The sequence below is a fragment of the Enterobacter cloacae complex sp. XAL002 genome (assembly GCF_049236805.1).
Lineage (GTDB): Bacteria > Pseudomonadota > Gammaproteobacteria > Enterobacterales > Enterobacteriaceae > Enterobacter > Enterobacter intestinihominis.
This window is the reverse complement of record NZ_JBMKJN010000036.1, coordinates 1-16,090: the sequence shown is the minus strand read 5'-3', so window position 1 is coordinate 16,090 and position 16,090 is coordinate 1. Positions and strand designations below refer to the sequence as shown.

Genomic DNA, 16,090 nt, shown 5'->3' with positions numbered 1-16,090 from the left:
ACACCGCACCCGTAGGCCGGGTAAGGCGAAGCCGCCACCCGGCAAAACGAATCGCGAGGCAAAAATGATCCACGTTGAAAATGTCAGTAAAACCTTTGTGCTCCACCAGCAAAACGGTGTCCGCCTGCCGGTACTGCAAAATGCCTCATTAGAGGTCAGCAACGGCGAATGCGTGGTGCTGCATGGCCATTCCGGCAGCGGAAAATCCACCCTGCTGCGCTCCCTGTATGCCAACTACCTGCCGGACGAAGGCCATATCCATATCCGCCATAACAATGAATGGGTCGATCTGGTCCAGGCTCCCGCGCGCAAGGTGCTGGAAGTACGCCGCTCGACGATCGGCTGGGTCAGCCAGTTCCTGCGGGTGATCCCGCGGATCTCCGCCCTGGACGTGGTCATGCAGCCCCTGCTGGATCTCGGCGTGCCGCGCGAAACCTGCGCCGCTAAAGCCGCCAGCCTGCTGACGCGTCTCAACGTACCGGAGCGTCTGTGGCACCTCGCCCCGTCGACCTTTTCCGGCGGCGAACAGCAGCGCGTGAACATCGCCCGCGGCTTTATCGTCGATTACCCGATTTTACTCCTGGATGAACCCACCGCCTCGCTCGACAGTAAAAACAGCGCAGCGGTGATGGAACTGATCGAACAGGCCAAAGCGCGCGGCGCGGCGATCGTCGGGATCTTCCACGACGACGCCGTACGCCATCGCGTGGCGGACAGACTGCACCCGATGGGGACAAACGTATGATTATCAATAACGTCAGGCTGGTACTGGAAAATGAAGTCGTGAACGGCTCGGTTGAGGTCCGGGACGGTGTCATCCGCGCCTTTGCTGAAACCCAGAGCCGCTCACCGGACGCGATGGATGGCGAAGGCGGCTGGCTGCTGCCGGGGCTGATTGAGCTGCATACCGATAATCTTGATAAATTTTTCACGCCCCGCCCGAAGGTCGACTGGCCCGCGCATTCAGCGATGAGCAGCCACGACGCGCTGATGGTCGCCAGCGGCATCACCACGGTGCTGGACGCGGTGGCGATCGGCGACGTGCGCGACGGCGGCGATCGGCTGGAGAACCTGGAGAAGATGATCAACGCCGTGGAGGAGACGCAAAAGCGCGGCCTCAACCGCGCCGAGCACCGCCTGCACCTGCGCTGCGAGCTGCCGCACCACACCACCCTGCCGCTGTTTGAAAAGCTGGTGGGCCGCGAGCCAGTCTCGCTGGTTTCCCTGATGGATCACTCGCCGGGGCAGCGCCAGTTCGCCAACATTGAAAAGTATCGCGAATACTATCAGGGCAAATACGCGCTCAATGATGCCGAGATGGCGCGCTATGAAGAAGAGCAGCTCCAGCTTGCGGCGCGGTGGTCGCAGCCGAATCGTCTCTCCATTGCCGCGATGTGCCGTGACCGTCATATTGCCCTGGCCAGCCATGATGATGCCACGCACGACCATGTCCGTGAATCCCACCAGCTTGGGAGCGTGATCGCCGAATTTCCCACCACGTTCGAGGCGGCAGAGGCATCGCGTAAGCATGGCATGAACGTGCTAATGGGTGCGCCGAACATCGTGCGCGGCGGGTCGCACTCCGGAAACGTGGCGGCAAGCAAGCTCGCCTCCCTCGGCCTGCTGGATATCCTCTCATCTGACTATTACCCCGCCAGCCTGCTGGACGCGGCCTTCCGCGTCGCGGACGACGAAGGCAATAGCTTCACGCTGCCGCAGGCGATTCGCCTGGTGACGAAAAACCCGGCCTCGGCGCTTAATCTTCACGATCGCGGGGAAATCGCCGAGGGGAAACGGGCCGATCTGGTGCTGGCGCACCGTAAGGGCGAGCACATTCATATCGACCACGTCTGGCGTCAGGGAAAAAGGGTGTTCTGATGGGAAGACTCATCTGGTTAATGGGCCCGTCCGGCTCCGGGAAGGACAGCCTGCTGTCGGCGTTACGGCAGCGGGAACACTCACAGCTGCTGGTGGCGCACCGCTATATCACGCGCGATGCCAACGCCGGAAGCGAAAACCATATCGCCCTGAGCGAGCAGGAGTTTTTTACCCGCGCCGGACAAAACTTGCTGGCGCTAAGCTGGCATGCCAACGGTTACTACTATGGCGTCGGCATTGAGATCGACCTCTGGCTGCACGCGGGGTTCGACGTGCTGGTTAACGGCTCACGGGCGCATCTCCCGCAGGCTCACGCCCGGTACGAAGCGGCGCTGCTCCCGGTCTGTTTGCAGGTTTCCCCGGAGGTTCTGCGTAGCCGGCTGCAAAAGCGGGGGCGCGAAAACGCACGCGAGATCGACCAGCGGCTGGAACGGGCGGCGCGCTACACCCCGTCGGGTTGCCATCTCCTCAATAACGACGGAAGTTTGCTACAGTCAGTCGAGACCTTTCTATCGCTTATTCGCCAGAAGGAGAAACAGCATGCCTGACTGCCAGCTTCGCCCCGCCACCGCCGACGATGCGCCGATCGTTTACGCTCTGATCTGCGAACTTAAGCAGGCCGAGTTCGATCATCAGGCGTTTCACGCCGGGTATCTGGCCAACTTGCAGGATCACAATATGCGCTACCAGCTGGCCGAGCTGGACGGGAAGATCATCGGGATGATCGGCCTGCACATGCAGTTTCACCTGCACCACGCCCGCTGGATCGGCGAGATCCAGGAGCTGGTGGTGATGCCGCAGGCGCGCGGATTGAAAGTGGGCAGCCAGCTGCTGGCCTGGGCAGAGGAGATCGCACGCCAGGCAGGCGCCGAGCTGACCGAGCTTTCCACCAGCGTGAAGCGCGTGGACGCGCACCGTTTTTATGTTCGTGAAGGATATACGCAAAGCCATTTCCGCTTCACCAAACCGCTGTAGAGGTGCGTTATGAGTCTGACGATCACGCTGACAGGAACGGGAGGGGCGCAGCTGGTGCCGGTGTTTGGCTGCGACTGCGCGGCGTGCCGACGGGCGCGTTTGCAGGAAAACCATCGCCGTCGCCCCTGTAGCGCGGCGGTGAAATTCAACGATGCGGTCACCTTGCTGGACGCAGGTATTCCACACCTGATGGACGACTGGCCCGCAGGGAGTTTCAGGCAGTTTTTGCTTACCCACTATCATATGGATCACGTTCAGGGGCTGTTTCCTCTGCGCTGGGGCGTGGGAGCGACCATTCCGGTTTACGGTCCGCCGGACGACGCAGGCTGTGACGACCTGTTCAAGCATCCGGGCCTTCTCGATTTCAGCCACACGGTAGAGCCGTTTGTAACGTTTGAACTTCAGGGCTTGCGGGTCACGCCGCTGCCGCTCAACCATTCAAAACTCACATTTGGCTATCTGCTGGAGTCCGCCCACAGCCGCGTGGCGTGGCTTTCTGATACCGCCGGGCTACCGGATAAAACGGTGACGTTTCTGCTAAATAATCAGCCGCAGGCGATGATTATTGACTGTAGCCATGAACCGCGCCAGGAGACGCCGCGCAACCACTGTGATTTGAATACGGTGATTGCGCTGAACGAGGTGATTGGCTGTCCGCAGGTGATCCTGACGCATATCAGTCATCAGTTTGACGTCTGGATGATGGATAACCCGCTGCCGTCCGGCATTGAAGCGGGGTATGACGGGATGGTACTGGTGCTGGATTAGGTTTTGCCGGGTGGCGGCTGCGCCTTACCCGGCCTACGCGTTGCGATACCGGGGTTTACCACCGATCGTAATCATCCTCTAACCGGCGCTCATCCTCCTCTAACCGACGCCGGTCGTCATCCAGCTGCCGCTGACGCTCGTCTAAGCGCTGGCGTCGGTCTTCTAACTGCCGGCGACGATCGTCGTACTGGCGGCTGTCAGTTTGACGGCTGCGATCGTAACGATCGTCGTCATCGTCATTACGGCTGCTGCCGGGGTTATAGGCGTCGTTGATCGCCTGCTGAATATTGCCAATAGCATCATCAATCACATCGGCATGCGCCAGTTGGCTGGTTAAAGTCAGCAGACCCAATAACAGAGCGGTAGAGTAACGTTTCATAAGGCCAGACTCGCAGGTGAACTGGCCTTAAGGTAATGACTGGCTGTTAGCGGGAGTAGCGGAGGAATCTCAAATTACCATCACCTTGCGCAGCGCCTGCGCCAGCTGTGCGCGGGTGAACGGTTTTCGCAGTAACGGAACGTCCGGCAGCTGCGGGTTATGCGCCGGGCGCAAATCCTGCCCGCTGATCAGCAGAACCGGCAACTGCGGATAGTGGCTGCGTACATGGCCGATCACCTCCGCACCGCTCAGGCCGCCCGGCAACATCAGGTCGCTGATAAACATGCCGATATCCGGTGATGCGTCCAGCATGTTCAACGCCTGCTCGCCGTTTTCGGCTTCAAGTGTCAGGTAGCCAAGCTGGTGCAGTTGCTCGCACAGGGTCTGCCGCACGCCCGCCTCATCTTCCAGGACCAGCACAAGCAGCTCACTTTCTGCCGGGGCCGTGGTTGCCAGCACGACATCACCGGAGAACGCGGGCAGCGTCGAGCGCAGCAGCTGGAGCCGCACGGTGGTTCCCTGCCCCGGCGCGCTTTCGATCTCAACGCGCCCCCCCGACTGGCGCACAAAGCCGTACACCATCGACAGCCCTAACCCGCTGCCGCTGCCGGTCTGTTTGGTGGTGAAGAACGGTTCAAAGACCTGCGATTTCACCTCCTGCGACATCCCGCAGCCGTGGTCAATCACCTCCAGCGCGACCATATCCTGCCTGCGCCCGTCGCTGCGGGTCACACGCTGGTTCCAGGTGCGAATTTTAATCACACCGTTTTGCCCCTCCATTGCATCACGGGCGTTCATCACCAGGTTGATAATGGCGTTTTCCAGCTGGCTGACGTCAATCCATGCGGGCCACGCCGGGGTTTGCGCTTCAATATCCAGCGTCAGCGTGGCGGGAAGCGAGTGCCGCATCAGCTCGCTCAGGTTCTCCAGCAGCGGCTTCATCTCTACCGCATGGGGTTGCAGGGATTGCTTGCGCGAGAAGGCCAGCAGACGCTGGGTGAGCATGGCTCCGCGTTCCGCGGCTTTAAGCGCACGGGTGATGCGCGGCGCGTCCGGTGATGCCGAATCGGTCAGCTCCAGACTGCCGATAATCACCGCCAGCAGGTTATTAAAATCATGCGCCAGGCCACCCGTCAGTTGCCCGACCGCCTTCATTTTCTGGCTGTGCAGCAGCGCCTCCTCCAGCCCCTGACGTTCGATGCGGTCAACCTCCATCTGTGAGGTCTTCTCATTCAGCAGCCTCGTGGTGTGCTCCAGCGAAGCGGTATTGCGGGCGAAAACGTTAAACGCGCGCGCCAGTTCCCCCAGCTCATCACGCCGCTGTAGCGCGGGCACCGACACATCCTGCTCCCCATGAGCGAGACGCGACATCGCCCTTGAGATAGCCGTCAGGTTGGAGCCCAGATTGCGGTAAATATACCAGCAGGCACAGCCGGTGATGATCAGCGCCAGCACCGCGAAGATGCTGATAAACACGCTGATGGATTGCAGCTCGTGATGGCTCTGGGCCGTGCGAAGCCGGGAAGCCTGCGCCACCTGTTCAACGTACTGATTAATGTCGCTGTTTAATATCGCCACCAGCGCCTTGATGTGGAACATGTACCAACTGATGGACAGATCGCTCTCCTCCAGCTGCGTCGACAGTGGTGCGAGCTTGCGCAGCTCATCATTAAAATCCGGGAGCACCAGGTTGGCCACCGGTTGCAGGGCGCTCGCGGGTAACCCCGCGGTTACTGCATCCAGCTGCTGCACCGTGGCGCGCGGTGAAGGGGTATCAATGGCGGCAACGATCAACCTGTCCATCTCTGCAAGCTGTCGGGCGTCTGGCACATTGCTCGCGTAACGGCGGTTGATATCCTGCAAATGACGCAGGTAGCTTTGGCTTTGATAGAGCGAGCTGAGCAGCGCGTTACGCTCCAGATGCCGCTTTTGCCCGCGCTCCAGCATTCCCGTCACGCTCTGCTGTAATTCATTACTCCTGCGAATAATTCGCGCCACCAGCGCCGGCTCCTGCTGCGCCAGCGGCGCATCGGCAAGTTGATCCAGCGAGTGGCGCAGCGCCATCTGCGTCTGTTTCAGCCGCTCGGCTTCGCCTTTGTACTCCAGCGCACCGACCACCTGCGACAGCCGCACCGCCGCCGTTGCCACATTTGCGGTATCACGGGCGAGGTTCATGCTGCCGGTCATGTCATCCAGCGTTTGCTGTTGGACCTGCTCCTGGATCTGGCTGGCGTGACGAAAGCCGAGCACCGCCACACCGCTGACCATCAGCGTGACGGCGACCACCAGCAGATTAAAAATCAGCAGGCGTCCGCGGGCGCTGGTGAAGAACGGGGGGCGTGAAGACATGGGTTTGGGCTCCTCTGCGGATTGGTGCCTTCACCCTGGCCCTCTCCCACAGGGAGAGGGAAAAGGAAAATGTGATGGCGATTAGCTATTCATAACTATGACAAATATGAACAGCTTCTGACATTTTGCATTTACGCGCCTGTGATGAAGTGCAGATATCGACATTCACAGGAGATCCGCCATGAGCAGAACCCCGGTTTTAGAGATGCGCAATATTGCCAAGACGTTTGGCAATTTCCACGCGCTCAAGGGCGTGGATTTGACGGTTTTCCCCGGAGAGATCCACGCGCTGATGGGGGAAAACGGCGCCGGAAAAAGCACGCTGATGAAGATCCTCGCAGGTGCCTATACCGCCAGCAGCGGCGACATCCTCATCGACGGTAAGCCGTTTCATATCAAAGGGCCGAAGGATGCGCTGGCCGCAGGCATTACCCTGATTTATCAGGAGATGCAGCTTGCTCCTAACCTGACCGTGGCGGAAAACATTTTTCTCGGCAGCGAGCTGTCGCGCGGCGGGCTGGTCCAGCGCAAAGAGATGGCTGCCCAGGCGCAGGCGGTCATTGACCGCCTCGGTGCGCAGTTCAGCGCCACCGACCTGGTCATGAAGCTGACGATCGCCGAGCAGCAGCAGGTGGAGATCGCCCGCGCCCTGCACCGCAACAGCCGCATTCTGGTGATGGACGAACCTACCGCCGCCCTCTCCTCACGCGAAACCCACCGTCTGTTCGAACTGATTTTGCGCCTGCGCGATGAAGGCATGGCGATTATTTACATCAGCCACCGGATGGCGGAAGTGTATGAACTCTCGGACCGCGTCAGCGTGCTGCGCGACGGGCAATACGTCGGCAGCCTGACGCGCGACAGGCTCAACGCCTCCGAGCTTGTGCGCATGATGGTGGGCCGTCCGCTCAGCGATCTGTTTAACAAAGAGCGCGATATTCCCCTCGGCAGCCCGCGTCTTAACGTCCACCACCTCACCGACGGCAAAAAAGTACAGCCGTGCAGTTTGCAGGTGCGCTCCGGTGAAATCGTCGGGCTGGCAGGGCTGGTCGGGGCCGGGCGTTCCGAGCTGGCGCAGCTGATCTTCGGCGTGCGCAAAGCCACCGGCGGCATGATTGAGGTGGACGGCGAACCGGTGGTGATCCACTCCCCGCGCGCGGCCATTGAGAACGGCATCGGTTTTCTTACCGAGAACCGCAAGGAGCAAGGTCTGTTTCTGGAGCTGGCGGCGCAGGAGAACATCACCATGGCGACGCTGGAGCGCGACGCCACCTTCGGCTGGCTGAACCGCAAAAAAGCGCAGTCGATTTCCGATGACGCCATCGCCCTGCTCAATATCCGCGTGCCCCATTCACAGGTGCGCGCGGGCGGGCTCTCCGGCGGCAACCAGCAAAAACTGCTGATCTCCCGCTGGGTGGCGATAGGCCCGCGCATTCTGATTCTGGACGAGCCCACGCGCGGCGTAGACGTCGGCGCAAAAAGCGAGATCTACCGCATCATGAACCAGATGGCGCGCAAAGGCGTTGCGATTCTGATGATCTCCAGCGAGCTGCCGGAAGTAGTAGGGATGAGCGACCGGGTGTACGTGATGCGGGAAGGCAGCATTGCGGGTGAACTGCACGGGCGCGACATCTCTCAGGAAAACATCATGACGCTGGCAACCGGCGTAAACGACACACATCATCAGGCGGTGTAATTATGACAACTCCAACCCATCCGCAGCAGGTGGCGAAATCCGCCTCCGCCAAAAAAATGCTGATGAGCGATCTGATGCAAACGATCGGCATTTTGCCGATTTTAATCCTGATTGTGGCGGTATTTGGCTTTATCGCCCCGAACTTTTTCACCGAGAGCAACCTGCTCAACATTACCCGGCAGGCGTCGATCAACATTGTCCTGGCGGCCGGGATGACCTTCATCATCCTGACCGGCGGGATTGACCTCTCCGTGGGCTCGATTCTGGGCACCACGGCAGTGGCGGCGATGGTGGTCTCGCTTATCCCTGAATTTGCGATGCTCTCCATTCCGGCGGCGCTGATGCTCGGTATGGTGCTGGGGCTGTTCAACGGTGCGCTGGTGGCCTTCGCCGGACTTCCGCCGTTTATCGTTACGCTCGGCACCTATACGGCGCTGCGCGGCGCGGCCTATCTGCTGGCGGACGGCACGACGGTTATTAACTCCAACATTAACTTCGAGTGGATCGGCAATAACTACCTCGGCCCGATTCCGTGGCTGGTGGTGATCGCCCTGGCGGTGATTGTGGTGTGCTGGTTCATCCTGCGCCGCACCACCCTCGGCGTTCACATCTATGCGGTTGGTGGCAACATGCAGGCGGCACGCTTAACCGGCATTAAGGTCTGGCTGGTGCTGCTGTTTGTCTACGGCATGAGTGGCCTGCTCTCGGGCTTAGGCGGCGTGATGAGCGCTTCACGTCTCTACAGCGCCAACGGCAACCTCGGCACGGGGTACGAGCTGGATGCGATTGCGGCGGTGATCCTCGGCGGCACCAGCTTCGTCGGCGGGATCGGCACGATCACCGGCACCCTGGTGGGCGCGCTGATCATCGCCACCCTCAACAACGGCATGACGCTGATGGGCGTCTCCTATTTCTGGCAGCTGGTGATCAAAGGGGCGGTGATCATCATAGCGGTGCTGATCGACAAATACCGTACCCGACACCATCAAAGTGCATAACAACAATACCCTACGTGAGGAATACAGCATGAGATTGAAGCCCTTAGTGACCGCGCTCTGTGCTGGCGCGCTGCTGGCCGCAACCCCGTTTGCGCAGGCAAAAGATCTGAAATCCATCGGCGTGACGGTGGGTGACCTGGCTAACCCGTTCTTCGTGCAGATCACCAAAGGTGCCGAGCTGGAAGCGCGCAAGCTGGCGGGAGATAACGTCAAGGTGACGCTGGTCTCCAGCGGGTACGATCTGGGCCAGCAGGTGTCGCAGATCGATAACTTCATTGCGGCGAAAGTAGACATGATCATCCTTAATGCCGCGGATTCCAAAGGGATCGGCCCCGCGGTAAAACGCGCTAAAGAGGCGGGGATCGTGGTCGTGGCGGTGGACGTGGCGGCGGAAGGGGCCGATGCGACCATCACCTCCGATAACACTCAGGCGGGAGAAATGGCCTGTAAGTACATTACCGACCGCCTGAAAGGTAAAGGCAACGTGGTGATCATCAACGGACCGCCGGTTTCTGCGGTACAAAACCGCGTGGAGGGCTGCCAGACCGAGTTCAGGCGCCACCCGGATATCAAAGTGCTCTCGGATAATCAGAACGCCAAAGGCAGCCGCGAAGGCGGCCTGGAGGTCATGACCTCCCTGCTGGCGGCCAATCCGAAGATCGACGGCGTATTCGCGATTAACGATCCGACCGCGATCGGCGCCGATCTGGCGGCTAAACAGGCTCAACGCAACGAATTCTTTATCGTTGGCGTGGATGGCAGCCCGGACGGTGAAGAAGCCCTGAAGCGTGAAAACTCGCTGTTTGTTGCTACCCCGGCGCAGGATCCGCAGGTGATGGCGGTGAAGGCGGTGGAGATCGGCTATGACATTCTTCAGGGCAAACCTGCGCCGAAAGAGCCCGTGCTGATCCCGGTGACGATGATCGATAAAAAGAACGTCGGCACGTATAAGGGGTGGACGGTTAAGTAAGCCCCTCACCCCGGCCCTCTCCCCAAAGGGGAGAGGGTTAGGGTGAGGGGGCGGCAAAAAAAGTAAGGAGTCCCCATGAAACGCTCCGACATCAACGCGATCCTCGGCCACACACGGCAGTTCTTCTCCATGCACGACGTGCATCTCCCCCCTTTTGCCAGCTTTCCGCCGACAAAATGGCAGCAGCTTGACCAGGCCGCCTGGCAGGAGGTGTTTGACCTCAGGCTCGGCTGGGACGTGACGGCATTTGGTGGCAACAACTTCGCTGCACAGGGGTTAACGCTTTTCACCCTGCGCAACGGCTCCCCCAACGGCGTGCCCTATGAAAAGTGCTATGCCGAAAAAATCATGCATGTCCGCGACGGCCAGGTGACGCCGATGCATTTTCACTGGCGCAAGCGGGAGGACATTATTAACCGCGGCGGCGGGAATCTGATTATTGAGTTATGGAATGCGGGCGCGCATGAAGAGACCGAAAACACCGACGTGACCGTCACGATAGACGGCTGTCGGCAGACGCACGCGCCCGGCAGCCAGCTGCGCCTCACGCCTGGGGAGAGCATCTGCCTGACGCCCGGCCTGTACCACAGTTTCTGGGGTGAACGCGGCTTTGGTGACGTGCTGGTGGGCGAAGTGTCGTCGGTCAATGACGATGAACACGACAACCACTTTTTACAGCCCATTGACCGCTACAACACCATTGAAGAAGACGAACCGGCGGTGCTGGTGCTGTGCAACGAGTACACCCTCTTTCGGATATAAGGAGTGAATGATGCCATTGATTTCTCTTGCCGACGGTCTGGCCCACGCCAGGGAACACCGCTACGCCCTGGGCGCGTTCAACGTGCTCGACTCCCATTTCCTGCGCGCGCTGTTTGCCGCCGCGAAGCAGGAACGCTCGCCGTTTATCATCAACATCGCCGAAGTGCATTTTAAGTACGTGTCTCTGGAGTCGCTGGTGGAAGCGGTGAAATTCGAAGCTGCCCGCCACGATATTCCCGTGGTGTTGAACCTCGACCACGGCCTGCATTTTGAGGCGGTGGTGCGCGCCCTGCGTTTAGGGTTCAGCTCGGTGATGTTCGACGGCTCCACGCTGAGCTATGAGGAAAATATCCGCCAGACCCGGGAAGTGGTGAAGATGTGCCACGCGGTGGGCGTCTCGGTAGAGGCGGAGCTGGGCGCGGTAGGCGGGGATGAAGGTGGCGCGCTGTACGGTCATGCGGATGAAGCCTTCTTTACCGACCCGCAACTGGCGCGCGAATTTGTTGATTCAACCGGCATCGATGCGCTGGCGGTTGCCATTGGCAACGCGCACGGCAAATACAAGGGCGAGCCGAAGCTTGATTTTCCGCGTCTGGACGCCATTCGCCAGCAGACGGGCCTGCCGCTGGTTTTACACGGTGGCTCTGGCATAAGCGACACTGATTTCCGCCGCGCCATTGAACTCGGTATTCATAAAATCAATTTCTATACCGGCATGTCGCAGGCCGCACTTGCCGCCGTTGAGCAACGCATGGCGAACCGCCAACCGCTTTACGATGAGTTTGCCGAGCTGCTGCTGGGCATTGAAGAGGCCATTACCGATACGGTTGCGGAACAGATGCGCATCTTCGGCAGTGCGGGGCAGGCCTAATGGAACGCAAAGGGATCGTCGCCGCAGGCAATATGCTGGTGGATCACGTCCACCAGATCGTACAGTGGCCGGAGCGCGGCTGGCTGGCAGAAATCACCCACAGCGAACGCTCAACCGGCGGTGCGCCACTCAACGTTCTGCTGACGCTGGCGAAAATGCACGTCGGCCTGCCGTTACAGGCGGTGGGGCTGATTGGGGAAGACAGCGACGGAGACTATATTCTGGCGATGCTCGACCAGTATCACGTCAATCGCCAGCGCGTGCAGCGCACGACGTTCTCCCCAACGTCGATGTCGCAGGTGATGACCGACCCCAGCGGACAGCGCACCTTTTTCCACTCGCCGGGCGCCAACCGCCTGCTGGATCTTCCCGCCTTCGATCGTTTAGACGGATCGCTGAAGATCTTCCATCTCGGCTATCTGCTGCTGCTCGACAGCCTGGATATGCCGGACGAGGAATTTGGCACCCGCAGCGCGCGGTTACTGGCACAGATGCACGATCAGGGGTATGAAACCTCGCTCGATCTGGTGTCCCGCAAGGGCGACCCGCGCTATCAGCCGCTGGTGCTCCCTGCCCTGCGCCATCTTGATTATCTGGTGATTAACGAGCTGGAAGCCGGTGAGTTTAGCGGGCTTGAGATCCGCGACAGCCATGATGCGCTGAACATGTCCCATATCGCCGACGCTGCCGCACTGCTGCTGGCGGCAGGCGTGCGACAGCGGGTGGTGATCCACTGTCCGGAAGGGGCATGGGGTGAATCGCCGGGTGAAAAAGGGCAATGGGTTCCGTCGTGGAAGCTGACGCAGGACGAGATTATCGGCAGCGTCGGCGCGGGCGACGCGTTTTGCGCGGGCTTTTTATACGGCTGCCATGAATCCCTGCCGCTGACGGAGAGTATTTATCTGGCGCACGCCTGCGCGCGGGCCAGCCTGCTGGCGGCTAATGCAATTGACGGCGCGAAAACGCTGGCCGAGCTTCAGACGTTTATTCAGGAGAACGGTCAGGCGGCTTTCTCATGATGGGAAACGTCCGTGGCAAAAACATAGCCCAGACCGCGAATGGTTTTGATCAGCAGAGGTTGGTGCGGATTAACCTCAATTTTTCGCCGTAACCGCATGATCAACACGTCGATAGTGCGGTCAAAGACCTCGGCGCTTTCGCTGTGGGTCAGTTCAAGCAGCTGTTCACGGCTCAGTACCCGGCGGGCGTTTTGCGTTAATGCCAGCAGCAGGCCATATTCGCCCTGGGTTAACGGCACGGTATTACGCTGCGGATCGCTCAGCTCGCAGCGGGTGGTGTCCAGCGTCCAGCCGTTAAAGGCAATACCTTCAACGCGCGGCGTGGCAGGCTCCGCGGCCAGCGCACCGGTACGACGCAGCACCGCCTTAACGCGGGCGACCACCACGCGCGGATTGAACGGTTTTCCGATGTAATCATCAGCGCCCATTTCCAGCCCAACGACCACATCTGATTCACTTCCCAGCCCCGTCAGCATCACCACCGGTAGCGACGGTCGCCGCTTTTGCATCTGCAGCAAAACCTGTAATCCGTTGATATCCGGCAGCATCATGTCCAGCAGAACCAGCGCAATGCCGGAGTCCTGCTGGACACGGTTCACCGCTTCCTGACCGGTGTGACACGTCAGCACGGTAAAGACGTGCTCGCTGAGCACATCCTGTAGCAGTTCGCAGACTGCGACATCATCATCAACCACCAGAATCGCCGGTTTCATCGCATGCTTCCGTCAGGGAATTATGTTAAGTCTGAACCATTCTGCCGCCGGCTCCAGCCGAATTGTTTTTTACGTGACGGAAATTCAATCCATGTCACATCCCCTGCCCTTTCGACACGTCAATTTTGACGATTGGCTGTTTTTCGTCAGGGTTTTGCCCCGCAAAGGGTCGTAAAGTCAGGAAATACCCATAGTAAAAACATGGCATAGAAGCTGCATATTGGGCAGGTAAGAACTGTTTAACTGGAGCAAAGTGATGAAAAAAGTCGTCACGGTTTGCCCTTATTGTGCCTCAGGTTGCAAGATCCACCTGGTGGTCAATAACGGCAAAATCGTCCGGGCGGAAGCGGCGCAGGGTAAAACCAATCAGGGCACGCTGTGCCTGAAAGGGTACTACGGCTGGGATTTTATTAACGATACCCAAATCCTCACCCCGCGCCTGAAAACCCCTATGATCCGCCGCGAGCGCGGCGGCAAGCTGGAAGCCGTCTCCTGGAATGAAGCGCTGGATTATGTTGCCACGCGCCTTAGCGCCATCAAGGCCAAGTATGGCCCGGATGCGATTCAGACCACCGGCTCCTCACGCGGAACCGGGAATGAAACCAACTATGTGATGCAAAAATTCGCGCGCGCCGTTATTGGTACCAATAACGTCGACTGCTGCGCTCGCGTCTGACACGGCCCATCGGTTGCAGGTCTGCACCAGTCGGTCGGTAACGGCGCAATGAGTAATGCCATCAATGAGATAGATAACACCGATCTGGTGTTCATCTTCGGCTATAACCCGGCGGATTCTCACCCTATCGTCGCGAATCACGTGATTCGCGCCAAACAGAACGGGGCGAAAATCATCGTCTGCGATCCGCGCAAAATTGAAACCGCGCGCATTGCCGATATGCACATCGCACTGAAAAACGGCTCAAACATCGCGCTGTTAAATGCAATGGGGCACGTCATTATTGAGGAGAACCTCTACGACCAGGCGTTTGTCGCGAGCCGTACGGAAGGGTTTGAAGAGTATCGCAAGATTGTCGAAGGCTATACGCCGGAGTCCGTAGAGGCGATAACCGGCGTCAGCGCACAGGAGATCCGCCAGGCGGCGCGGATGTACGCCGGAGCGAAAACCGCCGCCATTCTGTGGGGTATGGGCGTGACCCAGTTCTACCAGGGCGTGGAAACCGTGCGCTCGCTCACCAGCCTCGCCATGTTGACCGGCAATCTGGGTAAAGCGCATGTGGGCGTGAACCCGGTACGTGGTCAGAATAACGTGCAGGGCGCGTGCGACATGGGCGCGCTGCCGGACACCTATCCGGGCTACCAGTACGTCAAATTCCCGGAAAATCGCGAGAAATTCGCGAAGGCCTGGGGCGTGGAGAGCCTGCCTGAGCACACGGGGTATCGCATCAGCGAGCTGCCGCACCGCGCGGCGCACGGTGAAGTGCGTGCGGCCTACATCATGGGTGAAGATCCGCTCCAGACCGACGCCGAGTTGTCTGCGGTGCGTAAGGGCTTTGAGGATCTGGAGCTGGTGATTGTTCAGGATATCTTTATGACCAAAACCGCGGCGGCGGCGGATGTGATTTTACCGTCGACCTCCTGGGGAGAGCATGAAGGTGTCTATACGGCGGCAGACCGCGGCTTCCAGCGCTTCTTCAAGGCTGTCGAGCCGAAGTGGGATCTGAAAACGGACTGGCAGATCATCAGCGAAATCGCCACCCGCATGGGCTACCCGATGCACTACAACAACACCCAGGAGATCTGGGACGAGTTGCGGCATCTGTGCCCGGACTTTTATGGGGCAACCTATGAAAAAATGGGTGAGCTAGGCTACATCCAGTGGCCATGCCGGGATGAGTCAGAGGCGGATCAGGGAACGTCGTACCTCTTTAAAGAAAAATTCGACACCCCGAACGGGCTGGCGCAATTCTTCACCTGCGACTGGGTCGCGCCGATCGATAAACTCACCGACGAGTATCCGATGGTGCTCTCCACCGTGCGTGAAGTGGGCCATTACTCCTGCCGTTCCATGACCGGCAACTGCGCCGCGCTGGCGGCGCTGGCGGATGAACCGGGCTACGCGCAGATCAACACCGCCGATGCCGAACGGCTCGGTATTGAAGATGAAGCGCTGGTGTGGGTGAACTCGCGTAAAGGCCGCATCATTACCCGCGCGCAGGTCAGCGACCGTCCGAACAAAGGCGCGGTCTATATGACCTACCAGTGGTGGATTGGCGCCTGTAACGAGCTGGTGACGGAGAACTTAAGCCCGATAACCAAAACGCCGGAGTATAAATACTGCGCCGTAAACGTGGAGCCCATAGCGGATCAGCGCGCAGCGGAACAGTACGTGATCGACGAATATAACAAGCTGAAAGCCCGCCTGCGTGAAAGCGCAATGGGATGAAGCTGTTAATTAATCGCTGACTAAATGGGGTGAGATATTCACCCCATTATTATTTCTGGCATCGCTATTAATAATATCAATATATTTCTCTGAAGACGTCTCGCAGAAAAATGTAATTTGCGCGAAAATTAATTACATCTTTGCATTTTAATTCAGAGGGATAAGATATGCGGCGGGTGCTTAAGACTTTCTGTCTTGAGCATTGTTGAGGGACAGAAAGTGGAAAGCCCCGGGAAATTTGCATTTACCTGTACTGACCCCAAAAAGTTGGACAGTTAAACACGAGGCACATAGGTCTGGGTTCGATA

The 16,090-nt window shown here is 59.1% G+C and carries 15 protein-coding genes; 12 read left to right on the top strand and 3 right to left on the bottom strand.

Annotation, left to right across the window (positions count from 1 at the left end; all coding sequences use genetic code 11):
* The first annotated feature begins 64 nt into the window (after positions 1–64).
* Genes phnL through phnP form a run of 5 tightly spaced genes read left to right on the top strand, consistent with a single transcriptional unit; the run spans position 65 to position 3,621 of the window.
* Positions 65–745, top strand: coding sequence for a phosphonate C-P lyase system protein PhnL (gene phnL, locus ACOT0L_RS22470; RefSeq protein ID WP_022646780.1), 681 nt, complete (start codon positions 65–67; stop codon positions 743–745).
* Complete coding sequence (phnM, locus tag ACOT0L_RS22465; protein WP_023299111.1) at positions 742–1,878, top strand: alpha-D-ribose 1-methylphosphonate 5-triphosphate diphosphatase; 1,137 nt, start codon at positions 742–744, stop codon at positions 1,876–1,878. The genes phnL and phnM overlap by 4 nt, the downstream gene beginning before the upstream one ends.
* Complete coding sequence (phnN, locus tag ACOT0L_RS22460) at positions 1,875–2,426, top strand: ribose 1,5-bisphosphokinase (RefSeq protein WP_032670903.1); 552 nt, start codon at positions 1,875–1,877, stop codon at positions 2,424–2,426. The genes phnM and phnN overlap by 4 nt, the downstream gene beginning before the upstream one ends.
* Positions 2,419–2,853, top strand: a complete 435-nt coding sequence (gene phnO / locus ACOT0L_RS22455) for an aminoalkylphosphonate N-acetyltransferase (RefSeq protein ID WP_022646777.1) — start codon at positions 2,419–2,421, stop codon at positions 2,851–2,853. The genes phnN and phnO overlap by 8 nt, the downstream gene beginning before the upstream one ends.
* A 9-nt stretch (positions 2,854–2,862) precedes the next feature.
* Positions 2,863–3,621 (top strand): phosphonate metabolism protein PhnP, encoded by a 759-nt coding sequence (gene phnP, locus ACOT0L_RS22450; RefSeq protein WP_032627052.1) that lies wholly within the window; start codon positions 2,863–2,865, stop codon positions 3,619–3,621.
* 55 nt (positions 3,622–3,676) lie between these two features.
* Here the strand turns inward: phnP and yjdP are convergent, their stop codons facing one another.
* Positions 3,677–4,000 carry a DDRRRQL repeat protein YjdP gene (gene yjdP / locus ACOT0L_RS22445; RefSeq protein ID WP_017382647.1) on the bottom strand — a complete coding sequence of 108 codons (324 nt, stop codon included), beginning with the start codon at positions 3,998–4,000 and terminating at the stop codon, positions 3,677–3,679.
* 69 nt (positions 4,001–4,069) lie between these two features.
* Entirely contained in the window at positions 4,070–6,349 is a 2,280-nt protein-coding gene (locus tag ACOT0L_RS22440; protein ID WP_126504345.1) for a hybrid sensor histidine kinase/response regulator, read from the bottom strand.
* A gap of 181 nt (positions 6,350–6,530) precedes the next feature.
* Here ACOT0L_RS22440 and ACOT0L_RS22435 point away from each other — a divergent pair, with 181 nt between their 5' ends.
* From ACOT0L_RS22435 to ACOT0L_RS22410, 6 genes are all read left to right on the top strand, one after another.
* The gene (locus tag ACOT0L_RS22435; protein WP_022646773.1) at positions 6,531–8,045 is read left to right on the top strand and encodes a sugar ABC transporter ATP-binding protein; all 1,515 of its coding nucleotides are present in this window, start codon (positions 6,531–6,533) and stop codon (positions 8,043–8,045) included.
* A 2-nt stretch (positions 8,046–8,047) separates the two neighbouring features.
* Positions 8,048–9,043 (top strand): ABC transporter permease subunit, encoded by a 996-nt coding sequence (locus ACOT0L_RS22430; protein ID WP_003860239.1) that lies wholly within the window; start codon positions 8,048–8,050, stop codon positions 9,041–9,043.
* Positions 9,044–9,071: 28 nt separating this feature from the next.
* Positions 9,072–10,013: an ABC transporter substrate-binding protein gene (locus ACOT0L_RS22425; protein ID WP_126504343.1), complete on the top strand. Its 942-nt coding sequence runs from the start codon at positions 9,072–9,074 to the stop codon at positions 10,011–10,013.
* 75 nt (positions 10,014–10,088) lie between these two features.
* Positions 10,089–10,775 carry a D-lyxose/D-mannose family sugar isomerase gene (locus ACOT0L_RS22420; RefSeq protein ID WP_105322920.1) on the top strand — a complete coding sequence of 229 codons (687 nt, stop codon included), beginning with the start codon at positions 10,089–10,091 and terminating at the stop codon, positions 10,773–10,775.
* 10 nt (positions 10,776–10,785) lie between these two features.
* On the top strand, positions 10,786–11,646 hold the full coding sequence (locus ACOT0L_RS22415; RefSeq protein WP_048965641.1) for a ketose 1,6-bisphosphate aldolase: 861 nt from the start codon (positions 10,786–10,788) through the stop codon (positions 11,644–11,646).
* Entirely contained in the window at positions 11,646–12,665 is a 1,020-nt protein-coding gene (locus tag ACOT0L_RS22410; RefSeq protein ID WP_126504341.1) for a carbohydrate kinase family protein, read from the top strand. The genes ACOT0L_RS22415 and ACOT0L_RS22410 overlap by 1 nt, the downstream gene beginning before the upstream one ends.
* Here the strand turns inward: ACOT0L_RS22410 and ACOT0L_RS22405 are convergent.
* Positions 12,647–13,378, bottom strand: coding sequence for a response regulator (locus ACOT0L_RS22405; RefSeq protein WP_126504339.1), 732 nt, complete (start codon positions 13,376–13,378; stop codon positions 12,647–12,649). The two genes, ACOT0L_RS22410 and ACOT0L_RS22405, sit on opposite strands and share 19 nt — an antisense overlap.
* Before the next feature lie 256 nt (positions 13,379–13,634).
* On the opposite strand from ACOT0L_RS22405, the gene fdhF reads away from it, so the two are divergent.
* Positions 13,635–15,782: a formate dehydrogenase subunit alpha gene (gene fdhF, locus ACOT0L_RS22400; protein ID WP_126504337.1), complete on the top strand. Its 2,148-nt coding sequence runs from the start codon at positions 13,635–13,637 to the stop codon at positions 15,780–15,782.
* Positions 15,783–16,090: the final 308 nt, after the last annotated feature.